The sequence below is a fragment of the Sphingomonas aliaeris genome (assembly GCF_016743815.1).
GTDB classification, from domain to species: Bacteria; Pseudomonadota; Alphaproteobacteria; order Sphingomonadales; family Sphingomonadaceae; genus Sphingomonas; species Sphingomonas aliaeris.
This window is the reverse complement of sequence record NZ_CP061035.1, coordinates 2,931,932-2,951,063: the sequence shown is the minus strand read 5'-3', so window position 1 is coordinate 2,951,063 and position 19,132 is coordinate 2,931,932. Positions and strand designations below refer to the sequence as shown.

Below are 19,132 nucleotides of genomic sequence, written 5' to 3'. Positions count from 1 at the left end.
CTTACTGCTTCACGACGCTCAGCGACGGCGTGCCCACCGGTCGAAACCGGTTGCCTCCCGCAACTTCGCGCGCTCGATCCTGCGCGGCAGCTTTCTTGCCGGCCTTTTCCTCGCCCGGCTTACCGTGGACGTAAGGCGCTGCGGCCTGCGCCATTTGCGCGCGGAATTTCAAATCGTGCGACGGGTCGTTCATTGCTGCCAGCATGAACTCCAGCGGCGACAGCTGGGCGGCGTCGGCCGCGTCTGCAATCTGCGCTTTCGTCATCGTCTTCGGCTTCGGATCAGCCGTTTTCCGCGGCCGGCCTGCGCCGGGACGGGCACCACCTCGGGCCATAAATCATCCTTTGAATTTCGGCCGATTTATTCAAACGACCGAAAATTATCTGCGCGTGGCACGGATGCGGTATTAGAAGGGCGGCGGTGCCCGGATTTCCGATACCCCCCCGGTCGGGGGCGGATCGGGTCGGGTCGGGGCTCCGGTCGCCTCGGCGGGAGGGGGCAGGGGGTGCCGCCGCTACAGGCGCCCGGCGATCTCGGCCCGCTGCTTCGGTCCGTCATGGCAGGGCTTGCACAGGGTCTTGATGCCGTCCTCGTCCCAGAAGATCACCGGATCGCCGTGGTGGGGCTTGTCGTGGTCGGCGACTAGCAGGGAGGTATTGCCCTCGACGCGCCCGCATCCCGGCCACTGGCAGGTGTACCCGTCCCGCTCGAATACCCGCAGGCGCACCGCGCGCCACCGGGGCGTGCTGTACCATGCGCGCCAAGGGTTCGCTTGGAAGCGCCCCTTATCCCCGGTGGTAAACGACGTCAGCCTTGGGGGCAGCGATGCGAGGCGGTTAGGTAGGGCGGTCAGCTTGACGATGGTGTCACCCCGCTACGCCGCCGGGCCGCAGCCCTGCGGCGCTGCCTCGTCATCGCGCCCGGATGCGGTGGGTGCGGTGGCGGTCGAAGATCCAGCGTACCAAGCAGGCCGTGATAGACCCTGCCCGGGACGCCATAGAGGAACTCGTCGTCGGTCATATCGTGCCGATCGTGACGCCTGCGCGCTCCAGCAGCTTGGCTATGCGGGCGCGTCGGTCGGGCTGGCCTCGGCTTCCTATCCATGCCCGTGCCAGCGCAGGTACGCGAACGCGGTTCGTGCTGGTCAGACGCCGGTTGAGCGTCGCCAGCATCATAGGCGAAAGCGACCGGCCGACCGTTTCGGCCCGGTTTGAATATCCGACTGGATGGCCTTCCAGTCCGCGTCGAGTTGCTCCCGCCACCGGCGGTGCCGCTGCGTCATCACGTACAGCGCGATCGGGGTGATGATGATCGACAGGATCAGGATGGCGACGACGATCCATCCGATCACCGTCCAAGGCGCGACGTTCATGGGCCACCTCATGATCTGGATCATTGCCGCATCGACGGAATGGGTTGATCGGCCCGGCAAGGGGGAATCGAAAATGACGCGACCAAAGAGCCGGGTGAAGGATGACTGGGACGACGAGCGTGTCGACCTTCGTATCCAGCTGCATATGCTCGAGCAGCGCGGGGTTCACGCCGGGCCACAGCATCTCGAACTGACCACGCGCATCAAAGAGTTGTCGCGTCTGATCAGCGAAAGCGTCGGGATCAGAGAGGCGCGCGGCTAAGGGAATGTCGGCCCGCCATGGTGGGATAGGCGGGCCGAGGGAGTTGTACGCTTGCCGATTTCTATCGGCTCCAGCCTATGTCGCACAATGACGTAGGAAACACAGCCCAGCAAAAATGGCCCACCTTTGGGGGATGGGCCAGTTGGCGGTGGGTCCGCACCGTCCCTGTAACGCAACCGGCTTCCCGCGAAATGACTGAGGATAATTAACGGCGGATATCTGCCATCCGCCGAAGCGGGATGGACAAAAAGAAACCCGCACGAGGCGGGTTAGGGAAGTTCGAGGAACTGCGTTGGACGCAATTGTTCCAAGGGTTTTTTGGCACTTTTCGTGGCCACCTGCAAGTCCTATTCGCTGAGTGCCGCCACCTTTTCTCGAACGATCCGGGCGATGTCCGCCCACGGCTTCAGGTGCCCCTTCTCGTCGAGGAAGTCGGCGTCGATCGCTGGCAGCAGATAGGGCTCGTCCGTGGCCTCGCGCCCAAACTCTTGGGCTCGGCTCTGATCATAGCTCGGCTCGCTGTCATTTCCGAATGGATGCGGGGTAAGCCGGACTGGTGCTTCGTCGAGACGGTTCATGGCATCGACCATGCCCTGGTCGATCGCACTGAACGCCGCCGCCACGGACATAGGCCACCGGGCAATTGCCTCCAGCAGCAGCCGCTTCGCCTTCCGGTTATGGACCCGGTGACGTACCGCGGCGACCGTGTAGCCGATCGCGTCGCCCACGATCATGTCGAGGACCAGCGTCTTCGGGGCCGGCAGCATCTCGCGCCATATCCCGTAGGCGTGATGCATGCGGACGCGGTGGATCCGCTCCCCGACATCGCCGCCACGCGTCGACTGGTCGACCCGGGCTTCGAAGCTGGCGACCTTCACCACGACGTCCGACGCAATGCTGCGATGGACGTTCGCTATCTGCGCCGTCCATTCGAGTTGCTCCGCATTTATCGTCCCGTTCGCACAGAGCTGGGCAAGCGCGCCTTCATGCGTGTTCGATGCATGCTCGAGCGTCTCGGGCGTGCCCTGCTTATGCGCCCACTTAACGGACAGGGATTGTGCCGCCTGCGCCTCAGCTATGAGCTTTGCCTGTTCCCGCCTCCATACGCTGGCCGTCATGCCTTTCGGCTTCTTGAACACCGGCGGTTCAGGCAAGCGGCCCAGGACGCGCGTTTCGAACCGGTCCCGCTCGCGCTTCCGCGCAGCGTCAATCCTGCTCAGGCGAAGGTTGACCCTATCGACTGCGCCAGGATTAGCGGCAGCGAAATCGGCCAATGCTTGCCGTGCGCGGGCGATCCGCTGCGCCTGCGTTTCTTTCGATGTCATTCCGCAGCCCCCCAGACTGATCCCGAAGCCTTGCCACCTCGGCGCTGCCCGTTGCCGTTTGTTTCCCGTTATCGAGACGGATGATGCAGGGTGACGCCGCCGTAGCCATGTCCATGTCGATGGCGCCCGTCAGGCCGTGGATCGGCCAGCCCGGGGCGTCGACGCGCACCCGCACGCCCTTGTCGTAACGCCGCTCTTGCCGCCGCCAGGTCATACCGGCTCCGCTTTCAGCTGCTCGGCAGGCGGGCCGGGCATATCCATCTGGCGATACCGTTCCGCCCGCGCATGACTGATTTGGCGGGCCTCGTTTTCGGGTTCCTGCAGCGTGTTCAGGCGCTTCGTGATCCATTCGATCGGTTCGGACACGCCCCGGCTCTTCGCCGCCAGCACCGCGGACATCGCCTTCTCGTCGCCGAACTGCCGCCGCCACTTCCCGACGATCGAGCGCGACTGCTTATCGTTGGAACCGGCGTCCTTCAGCAGGGCGCTTGCGGTGTCGAACAGCAGCTTCACTGGATCGATTTCCGGCGCTGCGGCGCCCGTATCGTTAGATACGGAAGTGGGTGTGGGTATGGGTGGTACGCGTTCGCTGCCGATTTCGCTTGCTGGTTTGCTATCGGTTTGCTCGCCGTTTGCTACTAGGGTTGCTTGCCCTCGATCCTTGTTTTTCAATGAGTTAGCGATCCCACCGGCTTTCCCGTTGGCCTGCGCCTTGGCACTCCGCTTGGCGACGTACTCTTTCTCTTTGGATAGCCTTGCCTGCGTCCAATAACCGCCTTCGATCTCGAAAAAGGGTGCCAGGACAATGCGAACCCGCTTCCATTGCTTGATTGAACAACGCGCATATCGAGCAAGCCGTACGTCGTCGTCGGGCAGCTGAGTATCAGGCGATCGCCACGCGCTGATGAGCAGCAGCAAGTATGCGCCATGCTCTGTGACATCGAGGTGCATGGTGTCGCCAAGATAGGCGTCCGTCCAAAGGGGGAGCGCGGGAAAGTCAGCCACGTGGAGGCTCCTCAGAATTGCGATAGAAATCGGCGCTTCGCACCGCGGCATTGGCGCCGAAGAACCAGCCCATAGCCTTGCCTGACGGGCCATGACGGCGCTTCGGGACAAGGAACTCGACCTTGTTCCGAACGGCGTCCATATCCTTGCGCCATGCCTCATACTTGCCGCCGAACTGGTCTTCGGGTTCGGTGCGTCGGAGGTATTCTTCCTCGCGATAAACGAACAGGATCGCGTCGGCGTCCTGCTCGATCTGTCCGCTGTCGCGCAGGTCCGCCGGGATAGGGCGCTTGTCGGGCCGCTTTTCCACGTCGCGGCTGAGCTGGGCGACGGCCATGACCACGAGGTTCTCAGCTTTGGCGAACTCCTTCAACGCGCGGCTGACCTCGCTCGCATGCTCGTAGGGACTCATCCCCCGTCTGCTGTGTGCCATCATCTGAAGGTAATCGACGATGACGAGGTCGAGGGTCTGCCCCGCCGCGGCCAGCTTCCGTTTATGGCTTCGTGCTTGCCGGATCAGGGAGAGATAGGTGAGACCAGGCGTGTCGTTGATCTCGAGGGGCATAGCGTCGAAGCGCGTTTTGGCTGCCCGTACGGCGTCAATTTCGGCGCCCCTGACTGTGCCGTCTCGCACGCGCTCGTAAAGCACGCCGCCGCGCACCGAGAAGCACAGGTCGGACAGCATACGACGGGTTAGCTGATCCGCGCTCATCTCCAGCGAGAAGATCAGCACACCGCTACCCTGACCCGCCGCGCCGATCGCGTAGGACGTGACGAGTGACGTCTTGCCCATGCCAGGGCGCCCGCCGACGACGATCAGGTCGCTGGGCCGCAGGACGCCGAGAGCATCATCCAGCGAGCCGATCAGGCCGGACCTTACCCCGACAATCGGGCGGCCGAAGCTGTCGATCACGACTTGAGCGTAAGTCCCGACCGAAGCCTGACGGGTTTCGATCTGCTCAGCGATCTCTGCCACCGCTTCGTCGGCGTTGGAAACCAGCTCTTCCTTGGTCACCTCCAGATTTGCGGCAGAGGCGATAACGTCGTGCAGCCCGGCGATCAGTCTGCGACGGCTCGAAAGCATCGTGATCTGGTTGAAATGGGCTTTCGTTCGGGCGCGCGGCCCGGCGTTCAGCGCCGCCGCCGACAGCACCGCGAACGTGCGTGACCAGTCGTCTTCCTCACGGAAGAAGGGTGCGAGCGTAATCGCATCGACCGCCCCGACCGGGGCCTGCTCCAATATCCGGCTGAATATCCGGCCGTACAGCGGCACCGAGAAGTCGGCACCGCGCAGCCGGTCAGCAACGTGGTCTATCAGCCGATTGTCGGCAAGAAGATCGCCTAGCAGGCTAAGTTCGGCCTCGACGTTGTATAGGGTGGACCCGCTGGCGGCGTCCAATTGCTCCGAAAACGGGCTGCTCATGACTTGATACCACGCAGCATGTCGTTCCAATCTTTATAGCCATCCGCCGGCCACATGGCGCGGACTGCCAATCCGCGTTCGCCGAGGGCGGTGATCGCCGTTTCAACCGCGAGCCGCCCGGCGGCGTTATTGTCTCCGGCAAGCACGACGCGCCGGATGCGCGCCGGCATTTGCAGCTGGGGCATCAGAGCGGTTCCGCACGCGACCCACGTCGACCGGTCGGGAAACTCTTGCGCCAACGTAAGTCCGTCTTCCGGACCTTCGCAGACAACGATCTCGTCCCCGATCGGCGCGGTCATGCCGCGTGTCCTGAACGCCGAGCCGACGATCGCCCCGAAACTCAACTTCGCTTTCGCCGTGCTGCCGTCAGGTCGGAGCCGCTCGAACTTCCGCTTGCCCCCGTCCGCCAGGAACACGCATTGCACGCCGACGACGACGTCGTCCGCGTTCTGCAGGGCGCAGACCATCGCTGGGTAATCGCGTCCGATTTCGCCAGTCTCGTCATTCCGGTACCGGGCAGTCATCACGAATCGGACACTGTCCGGAAGCGGCCCGGTGATCCCACGCTGACGGGCGTAAACTTCGGCGGCGGTCCCCTCGGGCGGGACGGAGCTGTCCCATATCTCCCGCGCGACAGCGATGCGGCGTGACAATGCCTCAGCGTCTTCCCGTTTTCGCTTCGCCTGTTCCTCGGGGCTGACCAGCGGGAACGCGTCGCCAGCCAACGCCTGATAGGCGTCGCGGAACGACATGCCGTCGCGCTTCATCAGGAACGACATTGCGTCACCGCCGACGCCGCAGCCCCAACAGTGATAGGTGCCCTTCGTGTCGTTCACCTCAAAACTCGGGCTCTTCTCGGAATGAAAGGGGCATAGGCCGACCATCTCGCGACCGCCGCGCCGCTTAAGTTTCGTGTGTCGCCCGATCACGTCGGACAGATTATGTCGTGCCTTCGCTTCATCGACGAGCCGCCGAAACTCGGCCTCGTCAACGCCGCGGCGCCGAGGTGTATGACGCGGGGTTGCCACGGCCTATGCTTCGGCCAAGCAGGGGCTTTGTCGTGCCGCCGGCAGCGACTCCGTATTCGGATCGAAGGTCCGCATAAATTTCCGGACGCGGTCGGCCGTCTCTGGCCAGACGCGCCGCCCCAGCCGTAGCTTCCTGACGAAGTGTCGGTCGCGGGTCGCACGGATGCTGAAGGTCGTGGGCTTCATGCCCGTAAGCCTGAGAAAGGCTTCGATTTCGTCTCGTAATGGGTCAAGCATCCCGAATTTATAGGGTGTGCCGTAACACATTGGCAAGGCTAAAGGTGTGATACATCACCTGCTAGCGCGACGGACGGCAAAATGAGAAACGGGATCATGACTTCAGAAGCTGCAATTGAGACCCTTCGCTTTCGACTTTCCAAGGCGATCGAGTATCGCGGCGTTAGCGCGAAAGCGCTGGCGCGCACCGCGGGGCTGGGCGAAACGGTCGTTCGCGACATCCTCCAGGGGATGACGAAAGACGTAAAGCTCGGGACCGTGGAGAAGCTGGCTCGTGCCCTCGGGCTTTCGCTTGCGGATCTGCTCCCATCGGCCCTTCAAGCGACCGGCGCACTCGAGGCTGAACGCGAGACCGCATATGGCGACGACACTGCCGACATCGTCTCGCTTGATCTGTCGCTCTCTATGGGGCCGGGCACGCTGATCGAGGAATTTGTCGAAAGCGAGCCGGTGCGAATGAGCCTTTGGCTTATCCAATCGATCACGCGAACGCCGTCCGATAGGCTGCGTCTCGTCAAAGGGATCGGAGATAGCATGGAGCCGACCCTGCGTGCTGGGGACCGCGTCCTGATCGACATCAGCGAGCGGGCGCTGTCCCGTATCAACGGGATCTACTGGATCGACTTTGGAGGGTCGCACGGGATCAAGCGTCTTCGTCCTGCAGGCAGCGGACGCGTTGTCGTATCGTCGGACAACCCGGTAGCCGGCGATTTCGAAGTCGCCGCCGACGAGATACGGATTGAGGGTCGCGTGATCTGGTACGGCCGCGAATTATAGAAAAGTGTGCCACGGCACATTAACCGTGTTGACAGTGTTTTACAGCACACCGTAAAAGAGCGCATCAGCTGATCTGATGCGACCCGCTATAGTGCGACGCCGCGGTCCCAGCTGGTAAGCCGGGAGGCGGTTTGCCTCCCTTGTTATCACAGCAGGGAGGTTGACCAATGGTCACCCAGACACGGCGCGCGCCACGAGTGGTGCGCGAACATACGAACATGGCTGCCGCCAGCGCGGCCATCCTCACCCGACTGAAGGAAGAAGCGCGGGCCGAACGTCGCGCCAAGCTGAGCCGCGTCCTCGCTGCGATCGAGCCTTGGTATGATTGGGGCACCGTCGAAACCTTCAGCTTGAAGCTGCTCAGCGATAAGTCCGCAGGCCGGTTCGGCGACGAGAGCATGGGCGAGGTCCGCTTCTTCACCTTCCAGTGGTTGGGGCTGCATCTTCATTTTGAGATCGGGCGTACCCCGAAGACGGTGCGGTCGTGAGCGCCGCCATCCAGCCTGCGCCCGCCACGATCAACGATGCCTTCACCGCATTCGATGATCTGGCGGCCCGCCTTGAGCGGATCGAAATCCTGCTGGAATCGAACAACGACGATCTCGGGGAGGCCGTTCACCAGCGGCCAGCGTCAATCGAATACCGCGTCTGGTGCATCTTCACCCTCGCGGGAGAAACGCTGGCCGGCGTACGCCGCGACCTTCACGCGGTACAAAACCGCCTGATCGAGCTGGGGGCGTTCTGATGAACATCACCAGCATCCCGGCATTCGATCCGGACAGCCCCGACGTCGATATCCTTTCCGCATACGAACGGATCCGCGCCAATAAGGAATGGGCATATCGCTACGATGACGTGCCGGAAGATCTCTGGCCGGTCGCCGAAATGGATAAGCGCGACGAGGCCCAAGCTGCCGACGAGGCGATAATTGAAACCGCGTTTCCGGTGACGACGGGCGGGGCGCTTCCTCGACTGCTGCTCGGGTTGACGAAGCAGCATCCGGATCGCTGGCTTGACCGGGCACTCGCCGAGGGCGGCGTGTTGGCGCTTGTTGCCAACCGAGGCGACCTAGACGGTCACGCTCAACAGCTACTGGCGGCTGCCGTCGACCTTATCCGGATAGATTGGGCACAAGCCCTTTTCCACGCTGAGCGCTCAACGGGGACCTACGCCAGCCTGTTTCATCTCAACGACTTAGTCGACACGGAAGAGTTCCGGCAAAAGGAAGGCGGTGGCGTATCACAATTCGTTGCCGATCTTTCGGTAGCGAGTGACCAGCTGCGCGACGTCGTCACCGATGACTTTCCGCTTCGAAGGTTGATCCGCACCCTCGCGCCTGACGAAGCCGCGTACCTCCGAAAATTCGAAATCGCCGCCGCCGAAGGGCTGCTGGACGAGGCCGCGCCTTGGCTCGCTCGCGACACGAAATTCCTTCTTGGCGCGACCGCGCGCCCATCGGGAGAGATCTGATGCAAATCCACACGACAGCCGAGTTCGCTGAAAAGCGCGCCGCCTATGACCAAGCCTACGCTGCCTTTGACCGTCTCGCGGTCGAGGGGCGGGAGTGGGACGCAACCTCCAAGGAATGGGCGCCTGAATGCAAGGCCGAGGACGATGCAATGGAGGCTTTGCTGATGCACCCGGCGGCGACCCCTACAGAGGTAAAAGAGAAGCTGGCGTTCATGCTCGATCGCAATATCGACGCCGGCTGGTCTGACCACCATCCGCGCTACATGGCCCAGATCCAGCGGGATTTGATTGAACTGCAGCGGCCCTGCGTAAGCCCCTCGGTCAAGGCCCTCTTTGAGAATTGGCGTCAGGCGCGACTTACCTTTGAAGCGGTCGCCGCTGCTGAGCCGGTAGATCCTATCGCCGAGACGGATCTCTGTCTCGCGGATGCGGGCGCATACATCGCAATGATTTCGGCACCCTGCGCCACGCCGGGCGACCTTATTGTGAAGCTCTACGGCGAAATGCTGGGCGAGCATGGCCCCACGGACTTCCTATTCGAAGTCGATCAATCTGATCTCACAACAGCGTGCGGATCGTGTGACGGAGCGGCCCAGGTCGCTTTCGTTCGCGACCTTCTGAACTGCGACCTTGGTCGGTGCTTGTTCATGATGGGGCGGGTGGATTTCGACGCTGAAGATTGGATTGCGGCGACGAGGCGAGCGCACATGCGCGTGCATCTTGTGATCCAACCGGATGGTGCTCGCGTATTGATCACAAGCGAGCCGGAAGACAATCTCGCCGACTATGACCACGAGCGTTTCGCCGCCTGCCAAGCATTAATTGCCGGAGGCCTTGGCCCAATCGGGTACGATCGCCGCGTGGCGATCGGCGCGGCGATCGAGGTGAACCACCCCGAGATGCTGATCGATACTCGGCAGGCGCTGGGGCTGGCGGCATGACCGAACAGTGCAACAAATGCCGGTTCTGGAAAGAAGACCCTCGGTATAGCGATCCCAACGACGAGGATTGGGGTTTCGGGCTTTGCCGCCGCCGCCCGCCGATCTTGGCCGACGCCATGCTCTCCGCGACCATGCCGAGGCCAGCCTACGGGGAACAGGTCGATTGCAGCATCGACGCGCTTGGCTTGATGCCCGCCAGCTTGTGGCCAGCGACCCATAGCCAAGACTGCTGCGGCGACTTTGGGCACCGGCGCGGGGAGGCACCTGGCGTATGACACAGGCGCTCAACTTCACGACCAAGGCGATCGAGTGCCTGGAGGGGATTAATTCCCCGCACCCGGGCGTGCAGCAGGGGTTCCGCTATATCGCGGAGAAGCTGCGCGAAGCGCAGGTTTTCGTACTCCCTGATTACGGCACACTGCTCGATCGTTCGAAAGCTCCAGTCGAGCTGCCGGGAGAAATGTACCACCCGCCTTTTCCGGTCGTCGCGCTCGAATACACCGCGCGAGGGGATCGAGGACGATGGAACGGGCAATACACGGCCCTGAAATCGTCCCGTCGCATTGCGCTGGCGTTCGATTGGCAGAACGATCTTCCGCCGATCGCTCGGATGATGGCTCCCCAGCAAGCCACGCCGGGCTTCGTCGTGATGTCGATCTTCTATAACGATGAGGACCAGATGTGGATTCCGGTCAGCGCCGGGATACGGTTCGACTACGACCAAATGAACTTCCGCAATGACCTTCCGTCGTTCCCGTTTCGCGACGCCATGATCGCCTCAGGTCGAATGAACAAGGCGGCGGTCAAGTCGGGAGCGCCGGCAGGCACCTTGGTGCCAATTCTGCCGGAGGCGATCATCCTGGCCGGCCAAGTCCACGGCGTCCCGGTAACGATGGATGCAATCTCTGCGGACCTGATGGACGAGGTGAACGCATACTTTGATCTGTGTGCAGCGCTTGGATGCCGCAACGTACAGAGCGACCGCCACGCCCCGCCCGACAAGCTGAACCGTCAGCGCATGAAGGCTGGGAAGCCGCTGCTCTCCGACTTCCTGACCTTGTCGCTGGATGGCGATCAGGGCGGCGGGGGGACGTTCGAGGCAGCAGGGTCACGACGCTCGCACCTGCGACGCGGACATATCCGCCGGCTTTCCGCTGACCGTATCACTTGGGTGAACCAGACGATGGTCACCGGGCAGGGCGGCTTCAAATCAAAAAGCTACGTCATGAAGGGAGCCGGGCAATGATCCGACTGGCCGCAGACAATACTCCCGTCGAAGCCGCATGGGCCGCGTTCGATCACGCCGCGATCGTGTTCAACCGGCTGTACCGGGACGACAACCTGATCACTGATAGCGCCGAGGCGCGCGGACGGCGCATGAAGCAGGCCGAAGAGGTTCTTCGACTGTGGAACGCATGGCGCGCTCTCTACCTCGGCGATGATAGCCCGAGGCCGGCGGCATGAGCGCGAACGAATTTCGTCTGCGCCCGCGCCACCGGTGGCCGGATCACGCCGAACGTCTGGCGCTGTATCGCGCCGGCTGGTCGGATGGGGCAATCGCGCGGAAGCAGGGATGCAAGCGCTCGGCGGTGCTGCAATGGCGGAAATACCGCGGATTGCCGACCCTGAACGCGGCCGAGCCGATCGGCGCCAACAGCACCCGCCGGGAATTGTACGATCTCGGTCTTTCCGACCGGAAGATTGCGCTGTTCGAGGACGTGACGCACCAGACGATCGCGGAGTGGCGGAAGCGCCACGGCCTGCCCGCGAAGTGCAAACACGGCCCGAACTATGGCCGTCGCCTGATCTGCTTGGACGCGACCCTGCGCGACAGCCTGATGTCCGTCCACGAGACGATCGGAGATCCGTCGTGGTCGGGCTGGCTGGAAGAGATGGGAGCGACGGTATGGTGACCGAAGCAACCGCCGCCGATTTCCTATGGCTGGGTGATTTGCGCGCCCATCGCGCCCGGTTGATGCGATCGCCGCAAGGCATGCTGCTCGACGAGCCACAATGCGCCCGGCGATGCCCGCAATGCTGCCTCGGCTGCGCGATGGCGAACGCCATGATCACCAAGCTGGAGCAGTCGCTCGGCGAAGATGGGGGGACGGTACATTGACCGACCTATTCAGATATCCGCATGCGCCCGGCGCGCAGGATCGCGACACGTCGCGGGATGCGGCCGACGCCGCCGCCGTCACGGCACCCATGCTCCGCGCGCAGGCGTTGGCCGTCGTCGAGCGGTCCAACGGCCTGACCGCGGACGAGGTCGCCGGACGGCTCGGGCTATCGATCCTTTCGATCCGCCCGCGCCTGACCGAGCTGTCCCGGCTGGGGAAGGTTCGCGACAGCGGCCAGCGCCGGAAGAACGCCAGCGGCAAGCGCGCGATTGTCTGGGCACCGGTGAACCCGGCTCGGTTGAAAGGGCAGCGGTGATGGGACGCACGATCGAAGTTGACGTCGATATCCACGACTTCCCTGACGCGGACATTCTGTCAGCCGCAGACCGTATCCGGGGCAAGCTCGGACAGATCACCGGCGACGCGGAAGGGCAGGACATGCGCGAATTGATACGCGCGATCATCAGCGGCGATCAACGCGAAGCGCTCACCGTGCTGGAGCGTGCCGTCTCGGAAAGCGCGGCACTTGTCCACCTTGTGCAGACTGCCCGGGCGAGGGCGCTATGACCCCGACCGAGTCCGCCTGCGCATTCGTTCAGATCGTCGCTCAAGCCGACCCTTACCCGGGCAACGATCTAGACCGCGGCGTCATCAACGCCGCCCGCCTGATCACGCGGCGGCTTCACGCTGAAAACAACATCTATCCCGGCCTCGGCCGTCCTCTGGCGCCAGTCGCTGCGTCCGGCATTCCCATCACCAGGAGCAAAGTATGACCACCGATAACCCTTTGCGGGCGACCACGAACAAGAGAGACGGCGCGTTCCTGCTGCACAAAGAAGCGACCAATCGTCATCCCCACCAGACGTTCGAAGCAGCAGAGCGCGAAGCCGTCCGCCTGCTGCGCGGCATGCCAGGCGAAACGTTCGTCATCACGCTGGAGGTAGCGCGGGTGAAGCTGAAGCCAGCCGCTGAGGCGCCCTTCGCGATCGGGGAGGTGCCGCAATGAAGGGCAAGATGCTGCTCGCCGCCGCCGCCGCCGCGCTGTCTGGATGCGATGCGCCCTCTGTCTCGGCCGATCCGCAATACAGCGCGAAGGTCGACGCCGGGATCGTGGCACTGGCGGCCACCGCGCCAGATGGGACGAAGCTCTGGGCTGTCACGCCGCCGGGATCTGGCCGGCGCGTCTATTTCTCGTCGGGCGGCACGCAGACGTCGCATAGCGAAAGCTGCGGCAAGAACTGCACCCGCCTCGTCGACGAGGCGGTCCCGGTCGCGCAATGACATTTGCGCGTATGATTATCCTCGCGATCACGACCGCTATGCTGTCGCATGCGTCTGGCACGACGAGGGCCGAACTTGTTTCCAACGTCTTGGGGATCGTCTGCCTCGCTTATGTCGCGTGGTGCTGGACGAAGGACCCGCTACCCGACGCCGTCGAAAAGGCGCTGGACCGGTATGCCAGCAAGTGGAGGAACCGGTGACGACGATTGCCATCGAGGTGAACCACCAGTGGTGTCAGCGCCTGCCGCTGCGCGACAACGTTCTGGTCTGCATAGGCTGCGAACAGACGAAGCCGATCCGCGCGCCACTTGACGGCATCATGCCGTGCGCGGACGTGAAGGCGTGGCAGACGCCCGGCGCAACGGCGAGCGGGGGTTATTTGATCATGCCCCTGCGTCTTGCGACGGCCGGGCAGGGGGCGGGGGCATGAACCGCTTCGAACGCGGATATCGCGCGGCGCTCGCGGACGTCACCGCCTTGCTCCGTCTCTACGGCGACGAGAATATGGCGATCTGCGGCGACAACATTCTGCTCGATCCGCTGCTGAGCGGGGAGCCGTTTACGCCTGAGAACATCAAACGTTCGGCGGATCACGGCGTGAGCAGCACAATTCATTCAGCACAGTATCACGCGTCGGAACACCTGATCGTGGCGATTGAGGCGATGCCTCGGAGGGCTTCATGAGTAACGCATCAATCGAGCGCAGTCGTTCTCACCGGCTTATTCGGCTGAAAGAAGTGCTTGATCTAGTCCCGTTGGGGCGCTCGACGATCTACGATCGCATGACCGCAGGGACCTTTCCGCAGTCGCTGGCGATGGGCGGCGGTGTGGTCTGTTGGCGCGAATGCGAAGTCCTCGACTGGATCGAGGCGCTTCCCAAACGGGACCGGAAAATAAAACGGGGGTAGGCGAGGGGGTAGCGGCTTAAGCCGCTTCCCTGAAACCCGCATAAAAGCGTTGTTTAAGGGCTTTCGTTCAATGGAAGCCCTGTCCACCAAGGCTCCAGCGGGACGACCGCTGGTTCCTGACTTCGCCCTGCCTAGCGCGCCCATCCTTTCGCTGCCGGTTCGATCGTGTCCAGAAACGCGGCGGCGCTTTCGCGGTAGGCATTTCGCTGGTCGGGCGTCATCCGGTCCCAGTTCGCGTACATCTGGATCATCCGGCGATTGCGGCGGAAGCGGCGTTCGTGCCGCGCGAGGAAATCCCAGTACAATGCGTTGAAGGGGCAGGCGTCCGGCCCCGTCTTCTTCTTGACGTCGTAGCGGCACGGTTTGCAGTGATCCGACATGCGGTTGATATATGCGCCGCCGCCCGCATACGGTTTCGTCGCGAGCCGCCCGCCATCGGCATGCTGGCTCATCCCGATCACGTTGGGCAGTTCGACCCATTCATAGGCGTCCGCATAGACGACGAGAAACCAGTCCGCGACCTCCTGCGGCCGGACGCCGGCCAGCATCGCGAAATTGCCCAGCACCATCAGCCGCTGGATATGGTGCGCATAGCCATTGTCGCGCGTGTTTCGCACCGCCTCCGCGAGGCACAGCATCTCCGTATCGCCGGTCCAGTAGAATTCGGGCAGCGGGCGGGTCGCGCCGAGCGCGTTTGCGTCGGCCACGTCGGGCATTTCCATCCAGTAATAGCCGCGGACATATTCGCGCCAGCCGATCACCTGCCGGATGAACCCCTCCGCGGCATTCAGCGGCGCGTCGCCCGTGGAATAGGCCTGCGCCGCCGCCTGCGCGACCTCCAGCGGCGTCAGCAGCCCCAGGTTCATCGCGGGGCTGAGCCAGCTGTGATACAGCCAGTCCTGCCCGGTCACCATCGCGTCCTGATAGGTGCCGAAGTCGGGCAGGGCGGTGCGCACGAAATGTTTCAGCGCACGCTGCGCCTGCGCCGCCGTCACGGGCAGCGCGAACGTGTCCAACCGCCCGAAATGGCCCGCGAACCGGTCCTGCACCATCGCCATCACGTCGCGCGTGGTGTCGTCCGGGGTGAAGTGCATCGGTTCGGGATAGTTCAACCCACGCTTCGGCGGGGCGCGATTGTCCTTGTCGAGGTTCCATTGCCCGCCCTCGGGCTGTCCGTCGCGGGTCATCAGCAAGCCGGTCTTGCGACGCATCTCGCGATAGAAGAACTCCATCACGAGATCGTTGCGCGCCTGCGCCCAGGTCTGGAATTCCAGTATTCCGCAGATGAAGCGATCGTCGGGCAGCACATCGACCGGGACGCCGAATTTCGCCGCCCAGCCATCGATCATCGTCTTCACCCGCCATTCGCCCGGCTCGACGATGCGGATCGCGGATGGTGCGTGGCGCCGCACCGCGCGCTCCACCTCTCCGCTGAAGCTGCCTGTATTGTCGGGATCGTCGAGCCGGACATACTCGACGTTCCAGCCGTCCGACGTCAGTTCAGCCGCGAAATGCCGCATTGCGGAGAGGATCAGCGCAATCTTCGCCTTGTGATGCCGGACGTAGGTCGTCTCTTCCGCAACCTCCATCAGCAGGATGACGGCGTCGTCCTTCGGCACCCCCGGAGCGAGGCGAGCCCGTGCGAGAGTTGATCGCCGAGTATGGGAATGAGGATCGTCATAGCAGCGCCAACGCCCGGGTGCGGGGGAGGGATGCACCGCCGCAATCGATAGCCCATCGCGGGGTAGCCCCGCGGAAGAAGTCGCCGCCTAACTATTTGATTGATTGAGATTAGCGCCGCAGTTCTACTTGGAACATCTTCGTTGCCGCCCGGTTCATGGATCGGGCCGTGATGCATCGCGCATGCGGCATCCTGCTTTCAGACAAGCGGATCAGGAGAGATAGAATGAAGATGTTCCTTCCATTTGCAGCGGTCGGCCTCGTCATCGCGGCACCCGCATTCGCACAGGGTATGCCGGCGGCGGACTATGTGAAGAATGCCGGCGCAAGCGACCTGTTCGAGCGGCAGTCGTCGCAGATCGTCCTGCAATCGACGACCGATCCGAAGGTGAAGTCGTTTGCGAACATGATGATCAGCGCGCATGCGAAAAGCACCGCGGACGTGAAGGCGGCAGCGGCCCGGTCCAAGGTTCGGGTTGCACCGCCGGTACTGACGCCGGCACAGCGCGATATGATTGCGAAGCTGCGCGCGCAGACGGGCACGGCGCGCGACACGACGTACATCCAGCAGCAGAAGACCGCGCATGACCAAGCGCTCGCTTTGCAGCAATCCTATGCGTCGGACGGCAAGTCGGCGCCGCTCAAGGCGGTTGCTGCGAAGATCGTTCCGGTCGTGCAGGATCACATCAGGATGCTCGCGACGATGTAGTCGCCTGCGAATTCACTGGCCGGCCGGTGCGATCACCGGTCGGCCAGTGATTTTCGCGGTATGTTGGATCACGAAAATCAACCGCGTCGATCTTCGGCGGCGGCCGCATCGACGCGTCCGAAGACGATCTTAGAAAACGGCCAAGTAGTTAAGTAATCACGATAATTTTCCTGAAATCATAATTCAGAGCAACGACTCCGCGAGGCTGGTACCGTATTTCGGATGGCCCGCGGGAAACCGCCTTCAGCCAGATTGGAAAGCCGTGCACGGGACTGCCAAACCATCGAAATTCGCGATCAACGATGATGACCGCGCAGTCCCTCTGATCTGTTTCTCGCATCTCCGCTGGGATTTCGTGACGCAGCGGCCGCAGCATCTGATGCGACGGTTTGCCGCGACTCAGCCGGTCTATTTCTGGGAGGAGCACATTCCGTGCGACCATCCCCTGCCATATCTGGAACATCATCCGTTCGGCGATGACAATGTCGTCGCGTTGCGCCCGCGCCTGCCGCATTGGTGGTCCGCGCAGGAGGTGCAAACCGGATTACGTAACCTGCTGAATTCGTTTGTGCGGACGAGTGTGACCGGACGCCCTGTCCTGTGGTTCTACACGCCCGCGATGATCGGGTTCACGCAGCAGATCGATGCGTCGGCGGTGGTGTACGATTGCATGGACGAACTGTCCGCATTCCGCTTCGCCGATCCCGCGTTGCTGGCGCGGGAAGCGCGTTTGCTGTCGCGTGCGGACGTCGTCTTCACCGGCGGATACAGTCTGTACGAAGCGAAGCGGCACCGTCATTCGAATGTCCATCCGTTCCCGTCCGCGGTCGATGTCGCGCATTTCGCACAGGCGCGCGGCGGGATCGACGAGGCGGCGGACCAGCGTGATATTCCGTCGCGCAAGATCGGTTTCTACGGCGTCATCGACGAACGGATCGATCTGGCGCTGATCGATGCGGTGGCCGCGGCGCGCCCGGACTGGTCGCTCGTGATGATCGGCCCGGTCGTGAAGATCGACCCGGCGAACCTGCCGCATCGACCGAACATCCACTGGCTCGGGTCGCGCGACTATGCCGACCTGCCGGCCTATCTGACCGGATGGGACGTCGCGATGATGCCGTTCGCGATCAACGAGGCGACACGCTTCATCAGCCCGACGAAGACGCCGGAATATCTTGCCGGTGGCCTGCCCGTCGTATCCACGCCGATCGTCGATGTCGTTCGCCACTATGGCGACATGCAAGCGGTCGGAATCGCGCAGGACGCACCCGCCTTCATCGCCGCTATCGAAACGGCGCTGAAACTTCCGAAGCAGGGCGACTGGCGCGATGCGGCGGACGCGGTGCTGGCGACGCAGTCCTGGGACCGGACCCAGGCGGCAATGGCCAACGAGATCGCGCGGGCATGCTCGACCACCGGCCGCATTCCGCGCGCCAAGCCGAAATACGATACGTTGATCGTGGGTGCCGGTTTTGCCGGCGCGGTGCTGGCAGAGCGGCTGGCGGCGGATGCGGGGCAGCGCGTGCTGGTGGTCGACCGACGTCCGCATGTCGGGGGCAACGCGTATGACGAGCATGACGCCGCCGGCGTGCTGATCCACCGATATGGCCCGCACATCTTCCACACCAATTCGGCCGAGGTGTTCGATTACCTGTCGCGCTTCACGGAATGGCGGAATTACGAGCATCGCGTTCTGGCGGACGTGGACGACAAGCTCGTCCCGATCCCGATCAACCGCACGACGGTGAATGCGCTGTACGGGCTGTCGCTCGACAGCGATGCGGCGGCGGAAGCGTTCCTTGCGTCGCGCGCCGAACCGGTCGCGGATATCCGGACGTCGGAGGATGTCGTGGTGTCGGCAGTCGGACGCGAGCTCTACGAAAAGTTCTTCCGCGGTTACACGCGCAAGCAATGGGGGCTGGACCCGTCGGAACTGGACCGCGCGGTCACCGCGCGCGTCCCGACGCGGACATCGACCGACGACCGCTATTTCAACGACCGGTTCCAGGCGATGCCGGCAGCGGGGTATACGAAGATGTTCGAGCGGATGCTGGATCATCCGAACATCACCGTCGAAACGGGCGTCGAATATCGCGACGTTATCGGCTGGGTCGATGCGGACCATATCGTCTTCACCGGGCCGATCGACGAATATTTCGACTTCCGGTTCGGGAAGCTGCCCTATCGCAGCCTCGAATTCCGGCACGAGACGCATGACGTGGCGGAGTTCCAGCCGGTCGCGGTGGTCAATTATCCGAACGAGGCGGTGCCGTACACGCGCATCACGGAGTACAAGCATCTGACCGGGCAGGTGCACGACAAGACGAGCGTCACCTACGAATTCCCAAGTGCGGAGGGCGACCCGTATTACCCGATCCCGCGGCCGGAAAATCAGGCGCTGTTCAAGCGGTACGAGGCGCTGGCCGATGCACAGCCCAACGTGACGTTCGTGGGGCGGCTCGCGACCTATCGCTATTATAATATGGACCAGGTGGTCGGGCAGGCATTGGCGACGTATCGGCGGATGCGCGCAAAGGCGGACACGCTGGCGCTGACGGCGGCGGAATGACGCTTCATCGCAAGGGCGACGTTTG

Annotated in this window: 29 protein-coding genes and 1 pseudogene; 21 read left to right on the top strand and 9 right to left on the bottom strand. The window is 63.1% G+C overall.

Annotated features, from left to right (window positions below; translation table 11 throughout):
* Nucleotide 1 precedes the first annotated feature (1 nt).
* The 3 genes from H5J25_RS13845 to H5J25_RS13835 all read right to left on the bottom strand — a co-directional run bounded on the left by H5J25_RS13845 (nt 2) and on the right by H5J25_RS13835 (nt 1,372).
* Nucleotides 2-265: a hypothetical protein gene (locus H5J25_RS13845; protein WP_202091909.1), complete on the bottom strand. Its 264-nt coding sequence runs from the start codon at nt 263-265 to the stop codon at nt 2-4.
* A 249-nt stretch (nt 266-514) separates the two neighbouring features.
* Nucleotides 515-727 (bottom strand): HNH endonuclease, encoded by a 213-nt coding sequence (locus H5J25_RS20785; protein ID WP_225883123.1) that lies wholly within the window; start codon nt 725-727, stop codon nt 515-517.
* Between the two features lie 444 nt (nt 728-1,171).
* On the bottom strand, nt 1,172-1,372 hold the full coding sequence (locus H5J25_RS13835) for a hypothetical protein (protein ID WP_202091907.1): 201 nt from the start codon (nt 1,370-1,372) through the stop codon (nt 1,172-1,174).
* On the opposite strand from H5J25_RS13835, the gene H5J25_RS13830 reads away from it, so the two are divergent.
* A complete protein-coding gene (locus H5J25_RS13830) occupies nt 1,371-1,634 on the top strand; it encodes a hypothetical protein (RefSeq protein WP_202091905.1) in 264 nt (87 codons plus the stop codon). The two genes, H5J25_RS13835 and H5J25_RS13830, sit on opposite strands and share 2 nt — an antisense overlap.
* Before the next feature lie 347 nt (nt 1,635-1,981).
* Here the strand turns inward: H5J25_RS13830 and H5J25_RS13825 are convergent, their stop codons facing one another.
* From H5J25_RS13825 to H5J25_RS13810, 5 genes are all read right to left on the bottom strand, one after another.
* The gene (locus H5J25_RS13825) at nt 1,982-2,773 is read right to left on the bottom strand and encodes a hypothetical protein (protein ID WP_225883122.1); all 792 of its coding nucleotides are present in this window, start codon (nt 2,771-2,773) and stop codon (nt 1,982-1,984) included.
* Nucleotides 2,774-2,885: 112 nt separating this feature from the next.
* Nucleotides 2,886-3,173, bottom strand: coding sequence for a hypothetical protein (locus tag H5J25_RS20780; protein WP_225883121.1), 288 nt, complete (start codon nt 3,171-3,173; stop codon nt 2,886-2,888).
* A complete protein-coding gene (locus H5J25_RS13820; protein WP_202091902.1) occupies nt 3,170-3,964 on the bottom strand; it encodes a YdaU family protein in 795 nt (264 codons plus the stop codon). The genes H5J25_RS20780 and H5J25_RS13820 overlap by 4 nt, the downstream gene beginning before the upstream one ends.
* Nucleotides 3,957-5,387, bottom strand: coding sequence for a replicative DNA helicase (locus H5J25_RS13815; protein ID WP_202091900.1), 1,431 nt, complete (start codon nt 5,385-5,387; stop codon nt 3,957-3,959). The genes H5J25_RS13820 and H5J25_RS13815 overlap by 8 nt, the downstream gene beginning before the upstream one ends.
* Complete coding sequence (locus H5J25_RS13810) at nt 5,384-6,415, bottom strand: CHC2 zinc finger domain-containing protein (protein ID WP_202091898.1); 1,032 nt, start codon at nt 6,413-6,415, stop codon at nt 5,384-5,386. Before H5J25_RS13810 ends, H5J25_RS13815 begins: the two co-directional genes overlap by 4 nt.
* A gap of 333 nt (nt 6,416-6,748) precedes the next feature.
* On the opposite strand from H5J25_RS13810, the gene H5J25_RS13805 reads away from it, so the two are divergent.
* The 18 genes from H5J25_RS13805 to H5J25_RS13720 all read left to right on the top strand — a co-directional run bounded on the left by H5J25_RS13805 (nt 6,749) and on the right by H5J25_RS13720 (nt 14,149).
* Nucleotides 6,749-7,429, top strand: a complete 681-nt coding sequence (locus H5J25_RS13805) for a S24 family peptidase (RefSeq protein ID WP_202091896.1) — start codon at nt 6,749-6,751, stop codon at nt 7,427-7,429.
* Nucleotides 7,430-7,596: 167 nt separating this feature from the next.
* Entirely contained in the window at nt 7,597-7,917 is a 321-nt protein-coding gene (locus tag H5J25_RS13800) for a hypothetical protein (protein ID WP_202091895.1), read from the top strand.
* Nucleotides 7,914-8,174 (top strand): hypothetical protein, encoded by a 261-nt coding sequence (locus tag H5J25_RS13795; RefSeq protein WP_202091893.1) that lies wholly within the window; start codon nt 7,914-7,916, stop codon nt 8,172-8,174. The genes H5J25_RS13800 and H5J25_RS13795 overlap by 4 nt, the downstream gene beginning before the upstream one ends.
* Nucleotides 8,174-8,899 carry a hypothetical protein gene (locus H5J25_RS13790; protein ID WP_202091890.1) on the top strand — a complete coding sequence of 242 codons (726 nt, stop codon included), beginning with the start codon at nt 8,174-8,176 and terminating at the stop codon, nt 8,897-8,899. Before H5J25_RS13795 ends, H5J25_RS13790 begins: the two co-directional genes overlap by 1 nt.
* Complete coding sequence (locus H5J25_RS13785; RefSeq protein ID WP_202091888.1) at nt 8,899-9,840, top strand: hypothetical protein; 942 nt, start codon at nt 8,899-8,901, stop codon at nt 9,838-9,840. The genes H5J25_RS13790 and H5J25_RS13785 overlap by 1 nt, the downstream gene beginning before the upstream one ends.
* Before the next feature lie 271 nt (nt 9,841-10,111).
* On the top strand, nt 10,112-11,086 hold the full coding sequence (locus H5J25_RS13780) for a hypothetical protein (RefSeq protein WP_202091887.1): 975 nt from the start codon (nt 10,112-10,114) through the stop codon (nt 11,084-11,086).
* Entirely contained in the window at nt 11,083-11,304 is a 222-nt protein-coding gene (locus H5J25_RS13775) for a hypothetical protein (protein WP_202091885.1), read from the top strand. The genes H5J25_RS13780 and H5J25_RS13775 overlap by 4 nt, the downstream gene beginning before the upstream one ends.
* The gene (locus H5J25_RS13770; protein ID WP_202091883.1) at nt 11,301-11,753 is read left to right on the top strand and encodes a hypothetical protein; all 453 of its coding nucleotides are present in this window, start codon (nt 11,301-11,303) and stop codon (nt 11,751-11,753) included. The genes H5J25_RS13775 and H5J25_RS13770 overlap by 4 nt, the downstream gene beginning before the upstream one ends.
* Nucleotides 11,747-11,959 (top strand): hypothetical protein, encoded by a 213-nt coding sequence (locus H5J25_RS13765; RefSeq protein WP_202091881.1) that lies wholly within the window; start codon nt 11,747-11,749, stop codon nt 11,957-11,959. Before H5J25_RS13770 ends, H5J25_RS13765 begins: the two co-directional genes overlap by 7 nt.
* Nucleotides 11,956-12,276, top strand: coding sequence for a hypothetical protein (locus tag H5J25_RS13760; RefSeq protein WP_202091879.1), 321 nt, complete (start codon nt 11,956-11,958; stop codon nt 12,274-12,276). The genes H5J25_RS13765 and H5J25_RS13760 overlap by 4 nt, the downstream gene beginning before the upstream one ends.
* Nucleotides 12,276-12,527: a hypothetical protein gene (locus tag H5J25_RS13755; protein ID WP_202091878.1), complete on the top strand. Its 252-nt coding sequence runs from the start codon at nt 12,276-12,278 to the stop codon at nt 12,525-12,527. The genes H5J25_RS13760 and H5J25_RS13755 overlap by 1 nt, the downstream gene beginning before the upstream one ends.
* The gene (locus H5J25_RS13750) at nt 12,524-12,733 is read left to right on the top strand and encodes a hypothetical protein (RefSeq protein WP_202091876.1); all 210 of its coding nucleotides are present in this window, start codon (nt 12,524-12,526) and stop codon (nt 12,731-12,733) included. The genes H5J25_RS13755 and H5J25_RS13750 overlap by 4 nt, the downstream gene beginning before the upstream one ends.
* On the top strand, nt 12,730-12,966 hold the full coding sequence (locus H5J25_RS13745) for a hypothetical protein (protein WP_202091874.1): 237 nt from the start codon (nt 12,730-12,732) through the stop codon (nt 12,964-12,966). Before H5J25_RS13750 ends, H5J25_RS13745 begins: the two co-directional genes overlap by 4 nt.
* The gene (locus H5J25_RS13740; protein WP_202091872.1) at nt 12,963-13,241 is read left to right on the top strand and encodes a hypothetical protein; all 279 of its coding nucleotides are present in this window, start codon (nt 12,963-12,965) and stop codon (nt 13,239-13,241) included. The genes H5J25_RS13745 and H5J25_RS13740 overlap by 4 nt, the downstream gene beginning before the upstream one ends.
* Nucleotides 13,238-13,441 (top strand): hypothetical protein, encoded by a 204-nt coding sequence (locus H5J25_RS13735; RefSeq protein ID WP_225883120.1) that lies wholly within the window; start codon nt 13,238-13,240, stop codon nt 13,439-13,441. Before H5J25_RS13740 ends, H5J25_RS13735 begins: the two co-directional genes overlap by 4 nt.
* Nucleotides 13,438-13,671: a hypothetical protein gene (locus tag H5J25_RS13730; protein ID WP_202091868.1), complete on the top strand. Its 234-nt coding sequence runs from the start codon at nt 13,438-13,440 to the stop codon at nt 13,669-13,671. The genes H5J25_RS13735 and H5J25_RS13730 overlap by 4 nt, the downstream gene beginning before the upstream one ends.
* Complete coding sequence (locus H5J25_RS13725; protein WP_202091866.1) at nt 13,668-13,925, top strand: hypothetical protein; 258 nt, start codon at nt 13,668-13,670, stop codon at nt 13,923-13,925. The genes H5J25_RS13730 and H5J25_RS13725 overlap by 4 nt, the downstream gene beginning before the upstream one ends.
* On the top strand, nt 13,922-14,149 hold the full coding sequence (locus H5J25_RS13720) for a helix-turn-helix transcriptional regulator (RefSeq protein WP_202091864.1): 228 nt from the start codon (nt 13,922-13,924) through the stop codon (nt 14,147-14,149). Before H5J25_RS13725 ends, H5J25_RS13720 begins: the two co-directional genes overlap by 4 nt.
* A 131-nt stretch (nt 14,150-14,280) precedes the next feature.
* Here the strand turns inward: H5J25_RS13720 and H5J25_RS13715 are convergent.
* Nucleotides 14,281-15,830, bottom strand: a pseudogene (locus H5J25_RS13715) (cryptochrome/photolyase family protein).
* A gap of 225 nt (nt 15,831-16,055) precedes the next feature.
* Between H5J25_RS13715 and H5J25_RS13710 the strand changes: the two are divergent.
* Entirely contained in the window at nt 16,056-16,538 is a 483-nt protein-coding gene (locus tag H5J25_RS13710; protein ID WP_225883119.1) for a DUF4142 domain-containing protein, read from the top strand.
* Between the two features lie 379 nt (nt 16,539-16,917).
* Nucleotides 16,918-19,107: a UDP-galactopyranose mutase gene (glf, locus tag H5J25_RS13705; protein WP_202096377.1), complete on the top strand. Its 2,190-nt coding sequence runs from the start codon at nt 16,918-16,920 to the stop codon at nt 19,105-19,107.
* The last annotated feature ends 25 nt before the right edge of the window (nt 19,108-19,132 follow it).

What these genes read in the sequence shown, in the direction of transcription:
- H5J25_RS13765 (WP_202091881.1), top strand. Translation starts at nt 11,747, where the DNA reads ATGGTGACCGAAGCAACCGCCGCCGATTTCCTATGGCTGGGTGATTTG.
- H5J25_RS13805 (WP_202091896.1), top strand. Translation starts at nt 6,749, where the DNA reads ATGACTTCAGAAGCTGCAATTGAGACCCTTCGCTTTCGACTTTCCAAG.
- H5J25_RS13775 (WP_202091885.1), top strand. Translation starts at nt 11,083, where the DNA reads ATGATCCGACTGGCCGCAGACAATACTCCCGTCGAAGCCGCATGGGCC.
- H5J25_RS13785 (WP_202091888.1), top strand. Translation starts at nt 8,899, where the DNA reads ATGCAAATCCACACGACAGCCGAGTTCGCTGAAAAGCGCGCCGCCTAT.
- glf (WP_202096377.1), top strand. Translation starts at nt 16,918, where the DNA reads ATGCGACGGTTTGCCGCGACTCAGCCGGTCTATTTCTGGGAGGAGCAC.
- H5J25_RS13720 (WP_202091864.1), top strand. Translation starts at nt 13,922, where the DNA reads ATGAGTAACGCATCAATCGAGCGCAGTCGTTCTCACCGGCTTATTCGG.
- H5J25_RS13835 (WP_202091907.1), bottom strand. Translation starts at nt 1,372, where the DNA reads ATGAACGTCGCGCCTTGGACGGTGATCGGATGGATCGTCGTCGCCATC.
- H5J25_RS13780 (WP_202091887.1), top strand. Translation starts at nt 10,112, where the DNA reads ATGACACAGGCGCTCAACTTCACGACCAAGGCGATCGAGTGCCTGGAG.
- H5J25_RS13735 (WP_225883120.1), top strand. Translation starts at nt 13,238, where the DNA reads ATGACATTTGCGCGTATGATTATCCTCGCGATCACGACCGCTATGCTG.
- H5J25_RS13725 (WP_202091866.1), top strand. Translation starts at nt 13,668, where the DNA reads ATGAACCGCTTCGAACGCGGATATCGCGCGGCGCTCGCGGACGTCACC.
- H5J25_RS13740 (WP_202091872.1), top strand. Translation starts at nt 12,963, where the DNA reads ATGAAGGGCAAGATGCTGCTCGCCGCCGCCGCCGCCGCGCTGTCTGGA.
- H5J25_RS13815 (WP_202091900.1), bottom strand. Translation starts at nt 5,387, where the DNA reads ATGAGCAGCCCGTTTTCGGAGCAATTGGACGCCGCCAGCGGGTCCACC.
- H5J25_RS13755 (WP_202091878.1), top strand. Translation starts at nt 12,276, where the DNA reads ATGGGACGCACGATCGAAGTTGACGTCGATATCCACGACTTCCCTGAC.
- H5J25_RS13800 (WP_202091895.1), top strand. Translation starts at nt 7,597, where the DNA reads ATGGTCACCCAGACACGGCGCGCGCCACGAGTGGTGCGCGAACATACG.
- H5J25_RS13770 (WP_202091883.1), top strand. Translation starts at nt 11,301, where the DNA reads ATGAGCGCGAACGAATTTCGTCTGCGCCCGCGCCACCGGTGGCCGGAT.
- H5J25_RS13750 (WP_202091876.1), top strand. Translation starts at nt 12,524, where the DNA reads ATGACCCCGACCGAGTCCGCCTGCGCATTCGTTCAGATCGTCGCTCAA.
- H5J25_RS13845 (WP_202091909.1), bottom strand. Translation starts at nt 265, where the DNA reads ATGACGAAAGCGCAGATTGCAGACGCGGCCGACGCCGCCCAGCTGTCG.
- H5J25_RS20780 (WP_225883121.1), bottom strand. Translation starts at nt 3,173, where the DNA reads ATGACCTGGCGGCGGCAAGAGCGGCGTTACGACAAGGGCGTGCGGGTG.
- H5J25_RS13710 (WP_225883119.1), top strand. Translation starts at nt 16,056, where the DNA reads ATGAAGATGTTCCTTCCATTTGCAGCGGTCGGCCTCGTCATCGCGGCA.
- H5J25_RS13790 (WP_202091890.1), top strand. Translation starts at nt 8,174, where the DNA reads ATGAACATCACCAGCATCCCGGCATTCGATCCGGACAGCCCCGACGTC.
- H5J25_RS13830 (WP_202091905.1), top strand. Translation starts at nt 1,371, where the DNA reads ATGGGCCACCTCATGATCTGGATCATTGCCGCATCGACGGAATGGGTT.
- H5J25_RS13745 (WP_202091874.1), top strand. Translation starts at nt 12,730, where the DNA reads ATGACCACCGATAACCCTTTGCGGGCGACCACGAACAAGAGAGACGGC.